This is a genomic window from Bradyrhizobium sp. AZCC 1578 (assembly GCF_036924675.1).
GTDB lineage: Bacteria > Pseudomonadota > Alphaproteobacteria > Rhizobiales > Xanthobacteraceae > Bradyrhizobium.
This window is the reverse complement of sequence record NZ_JAZHRZ010000001.1, coordinates 3,292,558-3,307,416: the sequence shown is the minus strand read 5'-3', so window position 1 is coordinate 3,307,416 and position 14,859 is coordinate 3,292,558. Positions and strand designations below refer to the sequence as shown.

17 protein-coding genes and 1 pseudogene are annotated in these 14,859 nt (G+C 62.5%); 12 read left to right on the top strand and 6 right to left on the bottom strand.

Annotated features, from left to right (window positions below):
• Positions 1-60 precede the first annotated feature (60 nt).
• Together V1290_RS15795 and V1290_RS15790 are read left to right on the top strand one after the other, a co-directional pair.
• Positions 61-726: a Crp/Fnr family transcriptional regulator gene (locus V1290_RS15795; RefSeq protein ID WP_334365272.1), complete on the top strand. Its 666-nt coding sequence runs from the start codon at positions 61-63 to the stop codon at positions 724-726.
• A 17-nt stretch (positions 727-743) separates the two neighbouring features.
• Entirely contained in the window at positions 744-1,607 is an 864-nt protein-coding gene (locus V1290_RS15790; protein ID WP_334365271.1) for a DUF6537 domain-containing protein, read from the top strand.
• Positions 1,608-1,676: 69 nt separating this feature from the next.
• On the opposite strand, the gene V1290_RS15785 is transcribed toward V1290_RS15790, so the two are convergent.
• Positions 1,677-3,083: a TAXI family TRAP transporter solute-binding subunit gene (locus V1290_RS15785; RefSeq protein ID WP_334365270.1), complete on the bottom strand. Its 1,407-nt coding sequence runs from the start codon at positions 3,081-3,083 to the stop codon at positions 1,677-1,679.
• A gap of 424 nt (positions 3,084-3,507) precedes the next feature.
• Between V1290_RS15785 and V1290_RS15780 the strand changes: the two genes are divergently transcribed.
• Entirely contained in the window at positions 3,508-3,861 is a 354-nt protein-coding gene (locus tag V1290_RS15780) for a DUF3307 domain-containing protein (RefSeq protein WP_334369045.1), read from the top strand.
• 181 nt (positions 3,862-4,042) lie between these two features.
• Positions 4,043-4,447, top strand: coding sequence for a hypothetical protein (locus tag V1290_RS15775; RefSeq protein ID WP_065747542.1), 405 nt, complete (start codon positions 4,043-4,045; stop codon positions 4,445-4,447).
• Between the two features lie 51 nt (positions 4,448-4,498).
• Here V1290_RS15775 and V1290_RS15770 read toward each other — a convergent pair whose 3' ends face one another.
• Both V1290_RS15770 and V1290_RS15765 read right to left on the bottom strand, forming a co-directional pair.
• Positions 4,499-4,888 carry a YkgJ family cysteine cluster protein gene (locus tag V1290_RS15770; RefSeq protein ID WP_334365269.1) on the bottom strand — a complete coding sequence of 130 codons (390 nt, stop codon included), beginning with the start codon at positions 4,886-4,888 and terminating at the stop codon, positions 4,499-4,501.
• Positions 4,889-4,934: 46 nt separating this feature from the next.
• Positions 4,935-5,633: a helix-turn-helix transcriptional regulator gene (locus V1290_RS15765; protein WP_028351726.1), complete on the bottom strand. Its 699-nt coding sequence runs from the start codon at positions 5,631-5,633 to the stop codon at positions 4,935-4,937.
• A 102-nt stretch (positions 5,634-5,735) separates the two neighbouring features.
• Between V1290_RS15765 and V1290_RS15760 the strand changes: the two genes are divergently transcribed.
• Together V1290_RS15760 and V1290_RS15755 are read left to right on the top strand one after the other, a co-directional pair.
• Entirely contained in the window at positions 5,736-5,981 is a 246-nt protein-coding gene (locus tag V1290_RS15760; RefSeq protein ID WP_334365268.1) for a hypothetical protein, read from the top strand.
• A 61-nt stretch (positions 5,982-6,042) separates the two neighbouring features.
• The gene (locus tag V1290_RS15755; RefSeq protein ID WP_334365267.1) at positions 6,043-6,771 is read left to right on the top strand and encodes a glutathione S-transferase family protein; all 729 of its coding nucleotides are present in this window, start codon (positions 6,043-6,045) and stop codon (positions 6,769-6,771) included.
• Here the strand turns inward: V1290_RS15755 and V1290_RS15750 are convergent, their stop codons facing one another.
• Positions 6,772-7,404 carry a pyridoxamine 5'-phosphate oxidase family protein gene (locus tag V1290_RS15750; protein WP_334365266.1) on the bottom strand — a complete coding sequence of 211 codons (633 nt, stop codon included), beginning with the start codon at positions 7,402-7,404 and terminating at the stop codon, positions 6,772-6,774.
• A 117-nt stretch (positions 7,405-7,521) separates the two neighbouring features.
• Between V1290_RS15750 and V1290_RS15745 the strand changes: the two genes are divergently transcribed.
• Entirely contained in the window at positions 7,522-8,415 is an 894-nt protein-coding gene (locus V1290_RS15745; RefSeq protein WP_334365265.1) for a LysR family transcriptional regulator, read from the top strand.
• A gap of 22 nt (positions 8,416-8,437) precedes the next feature.
• On the opposite strand, the gene V1290_RS15740 is transcribed toward V1290_RS15745, so the two are convergent.
• Positions 8,438-8,863 (bottom strand): PaaI family thioesterase, encoded by a 426-nt coding sequence (locus V1290_RS15740; protein WP_334365264.1) that lies wholly within the window; start codon positions 8,861-8,863, stop codon positions 8,438-8,440.
• 230 nt (positions 8,864-9,093) lie between these two features.
• A complete protein-coding gene (gene pobA / locus V1290_RS15735) occupies positions 9,094-10,263 on the bottom strand; it encodes a 4-hydroxybenzoate 3-monooxygenase (RefSeq protein ID WP_334365262.1) in 1,170 nt (389 codons plus the stop codon).
• Between the two features lie 279 nt (positions 10,264-10,542).
• Here pobA and V1290_RS15730 point away from each other — a divergent pair, with 279 nt between their 5' ends.
• The 5 genes and pseudogenes from V1290_RS15730 (at position 10,543) to V1290_RS15710 (ending at position 14,858) form a co-directional block, all read left to right on the top strand.
• The gene (locus V1290_RS15730; RefSeq protein WP_334365261.1) at positions 10,543-11,559 is read left to right on the top strand and encodes a TRAP transporter substrate-binding protein; all 1,017 of its coding nucleotides are present in this window, start codon (positions 10,543-10,545) and stop codon (positions 11,557-11,559) included.
• Positions 11,560-11,637: 78 nt separating this feature from the next.
• Positions 11,638-12,147, top strand: a complete 510-nt coding sequence (locus V1290_RS15725) for a TRAP transporter small permease (RefSeq protein WP_334365259.1) — start codon at positions 11,638-11,640, stop codon at positions 12,145-12,147.
• Between the two features lie 6 nt (positions 12,148-12,153).
• The gene (locus V1290_RS15720) at positions 12,154-13,470 is read left to right on the top strand and encodes a TRAP transporter large permease (protein WP_334365258.1); all 1,317 of its coding nucleotides are present in this window, start codon (positions 12,154-12,156) and stop codon (positions 13,468-13,470) included.
• Positions 13,471-13,486: 16 nt separating this feature from the next.
• Positions 13,487-13,947: pseudogene (locus tag V1290_RS15715) on the top strand (DUF3237 domain-containing protein).
• Positions 13,948-14,057: 110 nt separating this feature from the next.
• Positions 14,058-14,858 carry a crotonase/enoyl-CoA hydratase family protein gene (locus V1290_RS15710; protein WP_334365256.1) on the top strand — a complete coding sequence of 267 codons (801 nt, stop codon included), beginning with the start codon at positions 14,058-14,060 and terminating at the stop codon, positions 14,856-14,858.
• Position 14,859 lies beyond the last annotated feature (1 nt).

The following is a 14,859-nucleotide window of genomic DNA, read 5'->3' as shown; positions in this document are numbered from 1 at the left end:
AGTGGGCGCCGCGGCAGAATCGCGAAAAATTCACGCCCTGAAGAATTTGGTTGGCTTCCAATGGATACGTCTCATCTGGCACAACACGCAGGAACGGCGGGCGCGCTGTTCGCAACAATTTTCGTGGTCGCCACCACCACGATGAAGACCATGATCCCGTTGCGGGTCTTCGGTATTCTCGCCAACGTCATCCTGATCCTGACGGCGATCCCGGCCCGCAACTACCTGGTCATGGTGGTGCAGCTCGCCATGCTGCTGGTCAACTCCTACCGCCTGCATCAGATGCTGCAGTTGGTGCGCGACGTGAAGAAATCAGTCAACAGCGACCTGTCGATGGAATGGCTGAAGCCGTTCATGACCGAACGCAACTGCACGGCCGGCGAGATCCTGTTCTACAAGGACGAGAAGGCCGAGGACATGCTCTATATCGTCAGCGGCAAATTCAAGCTGGTTGAATCAGGCATCGTGCTGCCGGTCGGCGCCATCGTCGGCGAACTCGGCATGCTGTCGCCTTCGAACACGCGAACCCAGACGCTGGAATGTATCGAGAGCGGCCTCATCCTGAGCGTCAGCTACACCAAGGTCGAGGAACTTTACGTGCAGAACCCCGCGTTCGGCTTCTACTTCCTTCGCCTTGCCAGCGCTCGCCTGTTCCAGAACCTGGACGCGGCGGAAAAGCGGCTGGCTCAGCATTTGGCGTCCACCGCCGAGCCGAAGCCTGCGTAGAGGCCGGAGCACGGAGAGTGTCAGACCGCGGGTTCCTGTCGTCTTTACGTTATCTCCTAGCCGATTTCATCGGCGAGGATGACGACGAGCCGCCATTCCTGCCCGAAGGACTGCCGGAGCCGGTGATGGCGGTGGCGAGCGAGGCCATCCATCTCCTCATCGACTATCAGGGCCCGAGCTACGCCCGGCTCTATGTCGACCGGCTGCGGCGGTTCATCGGCAAACGAGGCGTCGACGACGTGATGCTCGGCGAAATAGCGCGGCTGATGGCGGTGCGCATGAGCTATCAGGACCCGATCCGGATCGCGCAGCTCAAGCTCGCCGAACTCAATGGCCCGCCCGGCGCGTCGGCCGGGTCCGTGGATATCAGGAAATTCCGGCTTGAAGAGCTGATCGGCGTGCTTCCCGCCGTCATTGCCGAATACGTCCTGGATGCGCTGGAATGGGCCGGATGGTCGCACAAGCGTGTCTCCATCCGCTTCAGTACGAAAAGCCGCTTCGGCATTCGCCGCCTCAAGATCGAGGCCGGGCTGCGGCGATGGCGGCTGCTTTCGGTGCGTTATGCCAAGGAGCGGGTCTGGGTCGAACGCTGGCTGCACATGATCGACCGCAGCCTGACCAAACAACCCCAAGCCGCGCCCACGATCATCCGGACCGCGACCATGATCGAGGGCTATGGCGACGTCTATCGGCAGGGCATGGCGGACTGGAACGCGATCATCGACGGGCTTGCCAAGCCGACCTTCGATGGCGTGCTGGCCTTGTCAGATCTCGCCGGCGCGATAGCCGAAGCGCGCGCCGCCGTCTCGCCCGACCCGCGGCAGGCCGCGCTCAAGCGCAAGATCGCCGAGATAAGGGCACGGGTGTCCGTTAACGTGTAGCGTGGGCAAAGGAGCGTGAGCGACGTGCCCACCATCTATCCATGCGCGAGGTCCTGATGGTGGGCATGCTTACGCGCTCTGCGCCGTCTTTACGACCACGACCTTGTCGTCCTGCGGAAGGTCCTGCGCGGCATGCCGCTTGAGATGTTCGCGGCGCAGGCCGATTTCGTCGCGCACGAATTCATAGCCGAGCTTGAAGGTATCCAGCCCGTCGCTACTGATGGTGCCGTCGCGCAAGCCGATCACCACGCCGCGCAGGATCGCTTCCAGCTCGTCCTGCAGTTCGTCGAGCGCGTCGAGAGAGTTGGCGTATTCGACGCGTTCGCCGATATCGAGAATCGCGGTCGCGAGCTGGCTGGCCTTCTCCGGCGCGATCCGGGTGATCTTGGCGTAGATGGCGGCAAAGATCGAGCCGATGATGCTGAGCGCCAATAGCGCCACATACATCAAATCGCTGTAGCGCTCGACAAAGGACTTGGTGTCGTCGTTGATGTATTCGGCAGCGCCCGGATGCGCCACGACGAAGGCGTCCTTGTCGGTCTCTGCGGGCTCGATCTTTGAGGCAAAGCCGTCGGGTAGCGCAAGCTCGGCCTTGTTCTCGTAGATGATCCGCGCAAGATCGCCCACGGTGGTGGTCGAGAGCTTGGATTGGGCGACCAGCAGCCATTCGAGCCCGATCGTCTCGACGTCTTCCGCAGGGACGGCGGGGGAGGCGGACAGCATTCCGGTCGCCACCGTCTCCTCCGAGATCGCCGGGTACTTCCTCGCGATCGCTTTTGCCGATTCGATCGCGTTCAGTGTAAAGCTGCCGCGTCTGGCATATTGCGCGTAGCTCTTGTCCTTTACGATCTGCGAGGCGTGCGCGATCTTGATCACGGCGCCGAAGCCTGCGGCAAACAACTGGTCGAAGGTTGCGCCCGGCGGGGCCATCTGGACCCGCGCCGCATCCGGGGTGTCAGAGAGCTCGAGAATGTTGCGCACCAGCGCCGGCCCGCTCTCGTTGTCGGCTATGACGGCAATCTTCTTTTTCTTCAGTTCCGCGATGGATTTGATTTTCTTGCCGTTCGGGCTGATCAAGAGAAGCAGGTCGTGTTCGAGGATCGCCAGCGCGCGGGCGCGGGGCGGAATCCTGGCGTCGGTGCGCAAGATCGCAAGGTTGGCCTCCTTGCGGTCGAACTGCGACAACGCCCTGGCATTGTCGCCGTTGGGCACGATCTTGAGCCGCAGCCGCGAGGAGTTGTTCTTCAGCACCGTCGCCAGCCGGGCGGCGAAGCGCGCCTCCGGGCCGCTGGTATCGCCGACGGCAAATACCAGCGTCTCGGAATTGCGCAGCAGCGTCCGGCCACCCCACACCACGGCGGCGGTCAGGACTAGCGTCAGGATGGAAAACAGCAGGATCTGGGTCCGGTTGCTTTTGACGGCCCGCATGCGGCGACGCGGCATTTTCGGATGCGGCGTTGCGGCTTCAGCACTCATGGCGCGTACCCGGGGATCAGGGACGTGTCGCCGGCCGAGCCGGCGCCGCGGGCCGTCCGAATGAATTCGTAAATATATACAAAAGGATGATAATTTTGCCCGCGGGCCGATGATAGCCGTCTCCCATGGGATTGCAAACCGCGCCGGCCGGGTAACCTTAACCCCGGGGACCACGCTGCGGGAGGTTGCCGCAGTATCGCAGTTCCGCCACACCGTGCGATTTTCAGACTACCCACAGGTGCATTCCGCCGCGGGAGATGTCATAAATAATGCAACGTTCGAATAGTCCGGGTTTGACAAGAACATTGCGCTGACAGCCTAGGCCCCGGTTTTTCGCCATCTCGTCAGTCCCAGCCAAAGGGCGTCAGCTTTGTTGTTTCCTTCGATGTCGTCCTCGATCCCGGTAGGTGCGCTGATCGGATGGATGCTGCTTCTCACGGTGAAGCACGTCATTGCCGATTTCATGCTGCAAACTTCCTGGATGGCGATCGGCAAGGATCAAAAGACCGGCTGGGCGATGCCGCTGCTTGCGCATTGCCTCGTGCACCTCGCGGTATCGCTGGCGTTGATCCTGATCGTCGCGCCGCGATTCTGGTTCATCGCGTTTATCGATTTCTTCATCCACATCACCGTCGACCGCCTCAAGGGGATCATCGCCTCCCGGTTCGGCGTCACCCTCGAGAACGAGCATCCGTGGTTCTGGACGCTGATCGGCGTCGATCAGGCGCTGCATCATCTCACCGGTTTCGGCCTGGCAATTTTCATGGCGGCGAACTGACCCCGCCTGGCGGGCATCAGTCCAATCTTCTCCGAATTCGGAAGGCGCACCCACGCTGGCACGAATCACGTTCTGATTCCGGTTCAGGCTTCACTGGCAAGCGCCCCGGAACACTACTGGCGCAGGTGGTTAACCCTTCATTAGAGAATTACACGGCATCTTCCGAAAAGGGAGAACCGCAATGTTTTCAAGCCGCGACGCCTTCGAGAACGATTTCTGTCCGGTCCGGGACGAGCTGCTGGGCGAGATGTATCGCGCCAATCCGCACGGGCTGTCGCTGCTGGTGGAAAGCGTTTCATCCGACGTCCGCGCCATGCTGGCACTGTTCTGCTACCGCCGCAGCCACCTCCACGCGTTGGCCATCGCCATCGCGGCGAGCTGCACCGAACGCGAGCTGATCCATTTCGGCGGCCGGGTCGGCTCCACGCTCTACGCGTTGTCGCGCGAACCCGCCGCGCGTTCCGCCTCATCGTCATCGCACGGCGGCCGCAAGCCGATCACCCTTTCGACCAAACCGCTCTCGACCTTCAAGCCGATCGAGGATGAGATCGACGACGAAGATTTTGCCGAAGCGGTGACGGCGTAGGCTCTATCCGTCGTCCCCGCGAACGCGGGGACCCATACGCCGCGGCCGCGGTTATTGGGCACGCGGGTCGACGGCCTTCTTCAACAACGCGACCCTGTGGTTGTGGGTCCCTGCGTTCGCAGAAACGACGTCCAACACCGGCAATCCGTGCCGCTTTCGCGCCATCGCGCATTCCACGTCACCGGGCATGCAGGTGCGGCACACCTCGGGCCGCACCGCGTAGACCAGGCACGACGTCGTCTCGCCGACCTTGCCTGACAGCGCCGAACAGCGATCGCCCTCGCAGCGCATTCCCGACAAGCGTTCGTTGACGAATTGTTCCGGGATCAGGTCGAGCGCGGCATCGTCCTCGGTGGTGAAACGCGGCCAGTTCTGCGAGTAGCTGCAGCAGGCGCCGCAGGCTTGGCAGGGATTTTGGTTGTCGGCGGCGATTCCTTGCATATTTCAGCGTTTAGCCCGGAATGACGGCCGCGACCAGCGACCGGCCTCAGGTATCCTTCGGCGCTTCCCAGACCAGGCTCCGCCGCCATTTCGCCCGCAGGATATCGCGGCGTTCCGGATATTTTTCGTCGTGATAGACCGCGTCGACGACGCGGTCGGTACGGAAGCTGCGGAAATCCTTCCGCAGTTCGCACCACGCCGCCAGTATCCGCACCGCCTCGTGATAGCCGACCGCGATCGGCCAGATCGTGCGCTGGCTGTCGCGGCCATGCTCGTCGCGATAGTTCAGCGTGATCTTTTTGCCGTCGTGGATCTGCGCCCGTGTCCGCACCATGTCGATGCGGTCGGGCTCCCGGTTCCATGCCCGTCGGGCGCGGCTGGCCGGCTCCAGCACGAATGGCCGCAAGCGCTCCGGCACCGTCTCGGCGACTTTCGCCATCAGGTCCTGGGCTGCGCGCGCCAATGCCGGATCGGCGTGGCCGACCACCCATTGCGCGCCGAGCACGCAGGCCTCGATCTCATCTGGCGTGAGCATCAAGGGCGGCAGGTCGAAGCCTTTTTCCAGGATGTAGCCGACGCCGGCTTCGCCGCGGATCGGCACGCGCTGTTCGATCAGGGTCGTTATATCGCGGTAGATGGTTCGCTTCGAAGTCTCCAGCTCCGCCGCGATCGCGTCCGCGGTCAAAGGCTTCCGGGTGCGCCGGAGCACCTGAATGATCTGAAACAGCCGGTCGGCCCGTCTCATGGCTCGTCTCTTTTCCTGATCGATGGCCCGCGATGCTGACAGCATGTTGGCAGCAGGGGTTTTGTATATCGGGACAACACCTCAATTAAAGGGAACTTGTCCATGACGATTTTCAGCGAATTCGGCTTCCGGCAAAGCCGCGGACCCCTCGTGAATACCCACCGATTTGCATTGGAACAGCTCGTTTCCATCCACTGCGTCACCACCGACCTGCGCTGGGCGATGGTTGAGCTGGCATGGCGGTCGCTCGTCGCCGTGTGCGCCCTGGCGCATGAGCAGCTTGCGTCGTGGGCGCGCAAGCCCCGTTCGCCGCGGCAGGAGGAAGGCGGCCGGCACTGCTGCTGCTGACACCATGGTGGCAGCAGGGGGGCGCTAGCCTCGGGCGCGTTTTTGAGATCGGGAGACCAGCATGATTACCCTTTTCGGCTTCGGTGCCGGCTTCGGCCTGCCGGAGATCAGCCCCTTTGTGACCAAGACCGAGGTCCAGCTCAAGATGGCCGGTCTTGCCTATCGCAAGGAGAAGGCCAAGCCGCCGGCTTCGCCCAAGGGGCAGTTGCCGTACATCGTCGACGAGGCCGAGACGATCGCCGATTCCACCTTCATTCGCGCGCATCTGGAAGCCAAATATGGTTTCGATTTCGATGCGCCGCTCAGCCTGCAGGCGCGGGCACAGGCCTGGGCGTTCGAGCGGATGATCGAGCATCATATCTATTGGGCGCTGGTCGGCGCGCGCTGGGTCGATGGCGACAATTTTGCCAAGGGCCCTGCGCATTTCTTCGATAGCGCGCCGGCGCACTTACGCGAGAAGATGCGCGAGGACGCCCAGTTCCGCGTCGCCGAGAACTACCTGCTCAGCGGCCTCGGCCGCCATGCGCCGGATGAAGACATCGATCTTGCCGCGCGCTCGTTGTTTGCTTTGTCGGTCCAGCTCGGCGACAAGCCGTTCCTGATGGGCGAAACACCCTGCGGCATGGACGCCACCGCGTTCGGCGCGCTCGCCGGAATCCTGACGCCGTTCTTCGAGTCGGCACTACGGCAGCGGACCGAGCAGTTCGCCAATCTCACGGCCTATGTCGACCGGATGATGCTGCTGTACTATCCGGAATTCGCCTGGGCGCCGGTGCAGCAGGCCGCCTGATTACGACGTTGCCGCTGCGGGCCGGCCCTGCAAAGCGGCCAGCTCGCTCTCAAGTTCGGCAATGCGGGCGTCGCGCACGGCCAGCGCCTGTGCGACGTCGGCGGCGTCGAACTTCTGCGGGATGTGCTGCGGGCAGTTGGTTTCCCACGCCGCAATCTTGAACAGGATGACCTGCTCAGGCCGCGCTTTGTAGCCGTGCGGCATCAGCGATTTCGTGAGCGCCGGATCGTCCTCCACCACGCGCGCCTCGCCCCAGATCTTCACGCGCCGGCGATGCGCATAGTCCATCACGAAAATATGTGCCTTCGGGTTCTCCGATAGATTGCCTTGGCTGATGTACTGCCGGTTGCCGCTGTAATCGGCGAACGCAATGGTGTTGTTGTCGAGAATTTTGACAAAGCCCTTCGGCCCGCCGCGGTGCTGGATGTAAGGCTGGCCGTCGGCCGAAGCGGTCGCGAGATAGAAGCTCGTGGTTTCCGCCAGGAAGCTGGCGAGGTTTTCGTCGATCTCGACGCGCCAGCCGCCGCGCGCCTCGACGCTGGCATAGGCCTCGCGCGAGCCCTTGCGGGTCTGGATCGCCTTCACCGCCGGCGTGAAGGCGACATCGCTGGAATAGGTGTGAACGTCAGACATCTGAGCCTCCCGCGGAGCGCCTAAACGACCGTCCTTGGGCTTCAAGATGGACGTTCCCGTAACTTAAACAATCTTTGGAATTGACACTTCACTATTGCTGGATATGCAATAATAGGCATGGACCGGCTCGATGCCATGCAGGCCTTTGTTGCGGTGGCCGACCTGCGGGGCTTTGCCCCCGCGGCGCGCAAACTCGGGCTGTCTCCGTCCGGCGTGACGCGGCTGATTGCGGCGCTGGAGGATCGTCTCGGCGCACGGCTGCTGCAGCGGACGACGCGGCAGGTGACGCTGACCGACGCCGGCTCACGCTATCTGGAGCGGGCGCGGCGGATCCTTGCCGACGTCGAGGAGGCCGAGGGCGCCGTCGCGGGCGAGCGCACGCGCCCCGAGGGGCAGCTCGTCATCTCGGCGCCGGTCGGGTTCGGCCGGCTGCATGTCAGCGCAATCGTGACCGCCTACCTGAAGCGCTATCCCGAGGTCTCCGTCGATCTCCGTCTGTCCGACCGCATGATCAACCTCGTTGAGGACGGCGTCGATCTCGCTGTTAGAATCGGCCACCTGCCCGACTCGACGCTGGTGGCGCGCCATGTCGGCGAGATGCGGCGGATCGTGGTGGCTTCGCCCGGCTATCTCCGGGCGCGCGGCGAGCCGCAGCGGCCACGGGACATCTCCGCGCATGACACGATCCAGTTCGGCGCCATGACGGCGGCGCTCGACTGGCGTTTCGTCGAGGACGGCCGCGAAATACGTGTCGCCAGCACGCCGCGGTTCGCCACCAATAGCTCGGATGCCGCGATCCAGTATGCCGAGCAGGACGGCGGGCTGACGCGGGTGATGGCCTATCAGGCCGCCGAATCGCTGAAAGCGCGGCGCCTCAGAATCGTGCTCACGCCGTTCGAACAGCCCGCGATGCCGATCCACATCGTCTATCCGACCTCGCGGCTATTGTCGGCGAAGGTGCGTACCTTCGTCGATCTGGTGACTGAAATAGCCGACTGGCATTTCGGGTAGGTACCGTGCCCCGGACGCGGCGCTACACCGGCTCCTTCTTCGGCACCACGCGAAACGTCGCATTGGCCCGCGCGATCACGACGTCGTCGGCCTTGATCAGGCTCTGCGCGAAACAGATCGTCCTGCCAGTCTTGACTACCTCGCTCTCGACCGCGAGCCACTGCCCGACCTCCGCGGTGCCGACGAAATCGACCGCCAGCCCGATCGTCACCAGCGACGACACCCCGCCCATCACATGCGCGCAGCTATGGCCCATGCCATTATCGGCCAGCGCCGCAATCAGTCCGCCGTGAATCAGCCCCCGGCCGTTGGTGTGCGGTTTTGCCAGCCGCAGGCCGATGATGATGGCCTTGTCGGTCTTCTTCGAATACAGCGGCTCCCAGGGATCGGTAAGCGGGCTCTTGCGGGTGTGCGGCTCGAAGCCTTGGGGAATGTCGGATGCGGTCATTGGCGGCTCGCGGTGTGACGATGTTTTCAATCATTGAACGCAAGGCGCCAATCGAAGTCACCACCTACAAAGTTTTAAACGGGATTACGACGGGTGTTTGAAATGCACGGGGCTCTTCATTCGTCATTGCGAGCGGAGCGAAGCAATCCATCGTCCCGCATACGCGGGTGCATGGATTGCTTCGTCGCTTCGCTCCTCGCAATGACGGAGAAAATATTGCGCGCAAACGTCTAAAACGGCAGCCCGACATAATTCTCCGACAGCGACGCGGACGCCGCCTTCGAGTTGACGACGTAATCCAGCTCGGCGAGCTGAATCCGTGCGCCGAATTCGCCCTGGTCGGGGAATTTGTGCAGCATCGAGGTCATCCACCAGGAGAAGCGCACGGCCTTCCAGATGCGCGACAATGCCTTGGCGGAATAGCCGTCGATGCCGGCCGAAGACTTCTCATCGTAATATTCGCGCAGCGCCTGCGAGAGGTAATGCACGTCGCTGGCGGCAAGGTTCAGGCCCTTGGCGCCGGTCGGCGGCACGATGTGGGAGGCGTCGCCGGCCAAAAACATCCGGCCGAACCGCATCGGCTCGGCGACGAAACTGCGCAGCGGCGCGATGCTTTTTTCGATCGAGGGGCCGGTGACGAGTTCGTCGGCCGCCTTCTGGTCGATCCGGCGCTTCAGTTCGTCCCAGAAGCGCTCGTCCGGCCACTGGTCGATATGATCGTCGAGCGGACACTGCACGTAATAGCGGCTGCGCCGGGTCGATCGCATGGTGCAGAGCGCGAACCCACGCGCATGATTCGAGTAGATCAGCTCGGGGCTGACCGGCGGCGTCTCCGAGAGGATGCCGAGCCAGCCGAATGGATAGATCCGTTCAAAGCTCTGGATCGCGGACGGCTTTACGCTGGCGCGGCTGACGCCATGAAAGCCGTCGCAGCCGGCGATGAAGTCGCATTCGATCTCGTGGGTGACGCCGTCCTTGACGTAGCTGACGCGTGGGCGGTCGGTCTCGAAATCGAGCGGTTTGACGTCAGCGGCCTGGTAGATGGTGGTGAGGCCAGCCGCCTTGCGCACGTTCATCAGGTCGAGCGTCACCTCGGTCTGGCCGTAGATCATGACGGTCTTGCCGGTGGCGCCGTGCAAGTCGATGCGGTGCCGCGCGCCGCCAAACGCCAATTCCAGACCATGGTGGACCAGCCCCTCGCGATGGGCGCGCTCGCCGGCGCCGACCTCGTCGAGCAGCGCCACCGTGCCTTCCTCGAGCAGGCCGGCGCGGATGCGGCCGAGCACGTATTGGCCTGTCTGGCGCTCGAGAATGACGTTATCGATGCTGTAGCGGTGAAGTAGTTGCCCAAGCAACAATCCTGCCGGACCTGCACCTATGATTGCGACTTTTGTCCTCAATACCCGCTCCTCCCGGTATTATAGGTTTCAAGCCGGCGGTTGCCCCCAGGCTTGCAATGGTAGTTATCTTGCAATGGTAGTTATATCATATAACGGTTTTGGCAAAGGACATTGGCGCGAAGCAGTATGAGTGTACTTCGCGGCGGTGCACATGGCGACCAGGAGAAGAGGAGACGCCGCGGCTGAACGTTCGCCTTGAAAAGGCGGGCGAGTTAGATAACATGTTAATTAACGAGGTCGGGCGATCGAACAGCCCGCGTGCCAAGGGAGAGGATGCCGATGAGGAAAGCATTTCTGGCGATGCTGCTGGCCGCCAGCGTGACACCTGCGCTGGCGCAGGAAAAAACCTTCGAACTGAAACTGTCGCATTGGGTGCCGGCGTCGCATCCGCTGCAGAAGGCGCTGGAGGAATGGGGCGCGGCGGTCGAGAAGGAATCCGGCGGCACCATCAAATACAAGGTGTTCCCGGCGCAGCAGCTCGGCAAGGCATTCGATCATTACGACATGGCGCGCGACGGCATCGCCGATGTCACCTACATCAACCCGGGCTATCAGCCGGGGCGGTTTCCACTCATCGGCGCCGGTGAATTGCCCTTCCTGATGTCGGACGCCAAGGGCGGCTCGATGGCGCTCGACGCCTGGTATCGCAAATATGCCGAGAAGGAGATGAAGGACGTCAAGTTCTGCCTGGCCTTCATCCATTCGCCGTCGACCTTCCATTCCCGGACGAAGAAAATCGTTACGCCCGAGGACATCAAGGGCATGAAGATCCGGCCCGCCCACGCCACAATGGCGAATTTCGTCACCCAGCTCGGCGGCACCAACGTGCAGTCCTCGGCGCCTGAGGTGCGCGACATCATCGAACGCGGCGTCGCCGACTCTGTTACCTTCCCATGGGGGTCGGTGGTGCTGTTCGGCATCGACAAGGTGACGAAGTATCACATCGAAGCGCCGATCTACGTCACGACCTTTGCCTTCGTGATGAACAAGGACAAGTACAACCAGATGTCCGACAAACAAAAGAAGGCGGTCGACAACAATTGCAACACGGAAGCCGCCGGCCGCGTCGGCGAACCCTGGGGCAAGTACGAGGATGCCGGTGTCGAAAAGATCAAGGCGATGACCGGTCACGAGGTCTACAAGCTGACGCCGGAGCAGACCGCGCAATGGAAGAAGGCGGCCGAGCCGCTGGTCAAGACCTGGGGCGAGGGCGTCAAGAAGAATGGCGGCGATCCGGACGCGGCGCTGGCCGAACTCAAGGCCTCGCTCACCAAGTACAACGCGCTCGCGCAGTAGAAACGCAAGCGCTCTTGCCGGCGGCAGGAATTCTCCTGCCGCCGTTACTCCCGCCATTGCCAGCCGTTCGGAGCGGACATGAATCGCGCGTGGATGGATCGTTTCATCGATACGATCGAATGGATCGCCGCCGGCTTTGTCGGCATCGTGGCGCTCAACATCTTCATCGGCGTCCTCTTACGCAACACGCTGAACTACGCGATCCCGGATTCGTTCGACATCGGGCGCATGCTGCTCGGCATCCTGATCTTCTGGGGCATCGCCGCGACCAGCTATCGCGGCGGCCACATCACGGTCGATCTGATCTGGGCCAATGTCGGTCCAAAATACCAGCGCATGATCGACGTGTTCGCGACGCTGGTGCTGCTGTTCGTCGTCACCGCGCAGACCTATACCCTGTTCGACAAGGTGCGCGGCACCTACAACGACAATGTCCTGACGTATGAAGTGCATATGCCAACCTGGCCGTTCTTCGCGATCGCCTGGGCCGGCGACGCCGCCGCTGTGCTCCTGATTGCGATCCGCACCTGGCGGCTGGTCTTCCATCCGGAAGACATCCATGACGCCAAGATCAAGACCGTGGAGTAGGACGGGATGAACACCGATACCGTCGCGGTTCTGGGATTTGTCGCGCTCTTCGTGCTGATGCTGCTGCGCGTGCCGGTCGGCATGGCGATGGGCCTCGTCGGCGTCTGTGGCTTCGGTTATGTGGTCGGCTTCACGCCGGCGCTCAAGATGGTTGGCCAGACCTCGATGCGCACGGTGACCGACTACACCTTCGGCGTGATTCCGATGTTCCTCTTGATGGGAGCATTCGTCAGCAATTCCGGCATGAGCCGCGAACTGTTCCGCGCCGCCAACGGCTTTGTCGGCCATCTGCGCGGCGGGCTTGGCATTGCTACCGTCGGGGCCTGCGGCGGTTTTGCCGCGATCTGCGGCTCGTCGGTGGCGACTGCCGCGACGTTCTCGGCCGTCGCCTATCCGGAAATGCGGCGCTATGGCTATCCGCAATCCTTTGCCACCGGCGTGATCGCGGCCGGCGGCACGTTGGGCGCCATGTTACCGCCATCGACGGTGCTCGCCGTCTACGGCATCATTACCGAACAGGATATCGGCAAGCTGTTCATCGCCGGCATCATCCCCGGCCTGCTCGCCATTGCCATGTACATGCTTACGATTTCGCTGATCGGCTGGTTCCGGCCGGACTTCCTGCCGGCGGGTCCGCGAACCAAATGGCGCGATCGCTTGGCCGGCCTGAAGAACATCTGGGCGCCGGTGCTGCTGTTCATCTTCGTGATCGGTGGGCTGTACGGCCTGCCATTTCTGCCGCGCTTTACGCCGACGGAGGCAGGCGGCGTCGGCGCCACCGGTGCGTTCCTGATTGGCATAGTGACGGGAAGGCTGGACAAGCAAAAGATCCTGGGCTCGTTACTGCAGGCGACCCGCACCGCAGCCGCGGTGTTCACGGTGCTGATTGGCGCGCTGATCTTCGGTTATTTCCTGACGGTGACGCAGACTCCGCAGAAGGTGACGGAACTGCTCACCGGCCTCGGGCTCGGTCCCTACGGCATCCTGGCGCTGATCATGGTGATGTATTTGGTGCTGGGCTGCCTGATGGATGCCATGGCCATGATCATCCTGACGGTGCCGATCATCTTTCCAGTGATCGTGCACCTCGGTTTTGATCCGATCTGGTTCGGCGTCATCATCGTGATGACGGTAGAACTTGGCCTCATCTCTCCGCCGATTGGCATGAATGTCTTTGTCATCAAGAGCGTCGTCAAGGACGTGTCGTTCTCCACGATCTTCCGTGGCGTGATGCCTTTCGTGGTGACGGACTTGATCCGGCTGGTGATCCTGATCGCATTTCCACTACTGGCACTGTGGCTGCCGCAGCGCATGGCCGGATAGAGCATGGGTGGCGCCGATGAGCCCGCAGCTTGAGACCAGATACGTCTTCACCATCACGGCCCGGATCGGCGAGGTGACTTCGGTCGGCGAGATCGGCACCGGCGTGCGCCGGATCATTCCGATCATCGGCGGCGAGGTGAAGGGGGAGAGGATCAACGGCAAGGTTCTTCCCTTCGGGGCGGACTTCCAGATCATCCGCCCGAACGAATTGATCGAGCTGGAAGCCAAATACGCCTTCGAGACCGACGACGGTGCGGTGGTCTATGTCGAGAACAAGGGCCTGCGCTTCGGTCCGGTCGAACTCCTGCAGAAGCTCAAGCGCGGCGAGCCGGTCGATCCAAAGCTGATCTATTTCCGCACCGTGCCGAAATTCGAGACGGGTGCAGAGAATATCGCTGGCTGATGCAAAACCTCTTCATCGCCTCCGCCGCCCGCCACGCCGACCGCGTCGTCATCGACGTGCATCAGGTGCTGTGAGCGGGGTTTCTTACCCTCCCCCTCCAGGGGAGGGTAAGCAAACGTCATATTGACTCGCGCCAAAATCGTTATAAAACATAACTATTCTCGAGAGGAAACAATATAACCCCATGGGAAACGCTTCCACCGCCACCGCGGGTCAATCCGACCTGCTCAAGATCGAGCAGAAGGGCGCGGTGCTGACCGTGGGCCTCAACCGTCCGGCCAAGCGCAATGCACTGAACGACGGCATCATCCTCGCGATCCAGGATTGCTTCTCCAATCTCCCCGATGGCACAGGCGCGGTGGTCATCCATGGCGTCGGCGACCATTTTTCTTCCGGCCTTGACCTGTCCGAACTGACCGAGCACGACGCCACTGAGGGCCTGCGCCATTCGCAGATGTGGCACCGGGTGTTCGATCGCATCCAGTATAGCCGGGTCCCCGTAATCGCGGCGCTGAGGGGCGCGGTGATCGGCGGCGGGCTGGAGCTGGCCTGCGCCGCGCATATCCGCGTCGCCGAACCATCGGCCTATTTCGCGCTGCCCGAAGGCCAGCGCGGCATCTTCGTCGGCGGCGGCGGATCGGTGCGGCTGCCGCGGCTGATCGGGGTGGCGCGGATGATCGACATGATGCTCACGGGGCGGGTCTATTCGGCGACCGAAGGCTCGGCCTACGGCTTCTCGCAATACCTCACCGAGGCCGGCGGCGCACTGCCGAAGGCGCTGGAACTGGCGGAACGCGTGGCGGCGAACGCGCCGCTGACCAATTTTGCGGTGCTGCAGGCGCTGCCGATGATCGCGGAGGCCAACCCGCAAACTGGTCTGCTGATGGAATCCCTGATGGCAACCGTGGCGCAAAGCGACAAAGAGGCCAAGCGCCGCATTCGTGCGTTTCTCGACCACAAGACCGCAAAGGTGAAGCCGACCTGAC

Coding starts and splice junctions, on each gene's coding strand:
- V1290_RS15710 (WP_334365256.1), top strand. CDS start 14,058: ATGGGAAACGCTTCCACCGCCACCGCGGGTCAATCCGACCTGCTCAAG.
- V1290_RS15765 (WP_028351726.1), bottom strand. CDS start 5,633: ATGAGACGGGCCGACCGGCTGTTTCAGATCATTCAGGTGCTCCGGCGC.
- V1290_RS15740 (WP_334365264.1), bottom strand. CDS start 8,863: ATGACCGCATCCGACATTCCCCAAGGCTTCGAGCCGCACACCCGCAAG.
- V1290_RS15755 (WP_334365267.1), top strand. CDS start 6,043: ATGATTACCCTTTTCGGCTTCGGTGCCGGCTTCGGCCTGCCGGAGATC.
- V1290_RS15775 (WP_065747542.1), top strand. CDS start 4,043: ATGTTTTCAAGCCGCGACGCCTTCGAGAACGATTTCTGTCCGGTCCGG.
- V1290_RS15730 (WP_334365261.1), top strand. CDS start 10,543: ATGAGGAAAGCATTTCTGGCGATGCTGCTGGCCGCCAGCGTGACACCT.
- V1290_RS15760 (WP_334365268.1), top strand. CDS start 5,736: ATGACGATTTTCAGCGAATTCGGCTTCCGGCAAAGCCGCGGACCCCTC.
- V1290_RS15795 (WP_334365272.1), top strand. CDS start 61: ATGGATACGTCTCATCTGGCACAACACGCAGGAACGGCGGGCGCGCTG.
- V1290_RS15725 (WP_334365259.1), top strand. CDS start 11,638: ATGAATCGCGCGTGGATGGATCGTTTCATCGATACGATCGAATGGATC.
- V1290_RS15750 (WP_334365266.1), bottom strand. CDS start 7,404: ATGTCTGACGTTCACACCTATTCCAGCGATGTCGCCTTCACGCCGGCG.
- V1290_RS15785 (WP_334365270.1), bottom strand. CDS start 3,083: ATGAGTGCTGAAGCCGCAACGCCGCATCCGAAAATGCCGCGTCGCCGC.
- V1290_RS15770 (WP_334365269.1), bottom strand. CDS start 4,888: ATGCAAGGAATCGCCGCCGACAACCAAAATCCCTGCCAAGCCTGCGGC.
- V1290_RS15745 (WP_334365265.1), top strand. CDS start 7,522: ATGGACCGGCTCGATGCCATGCAGGCCTTTGTTGCGGTGGCCGACCTG.
- V1290_RS15780 (WP_334369045.1), top strand. CDS start 3,508: ATGCTGCTTCTCACGGTGAAGCACGTCATTGCCGATTTCATGCTGCAA.
- V1290_RS15720 (WP_334365258.1), top strand. CDS start 12,154: ATGAACACCGATACCGTCGCGGTTCTGGGATTTGTCGCGCTCTTCGTG.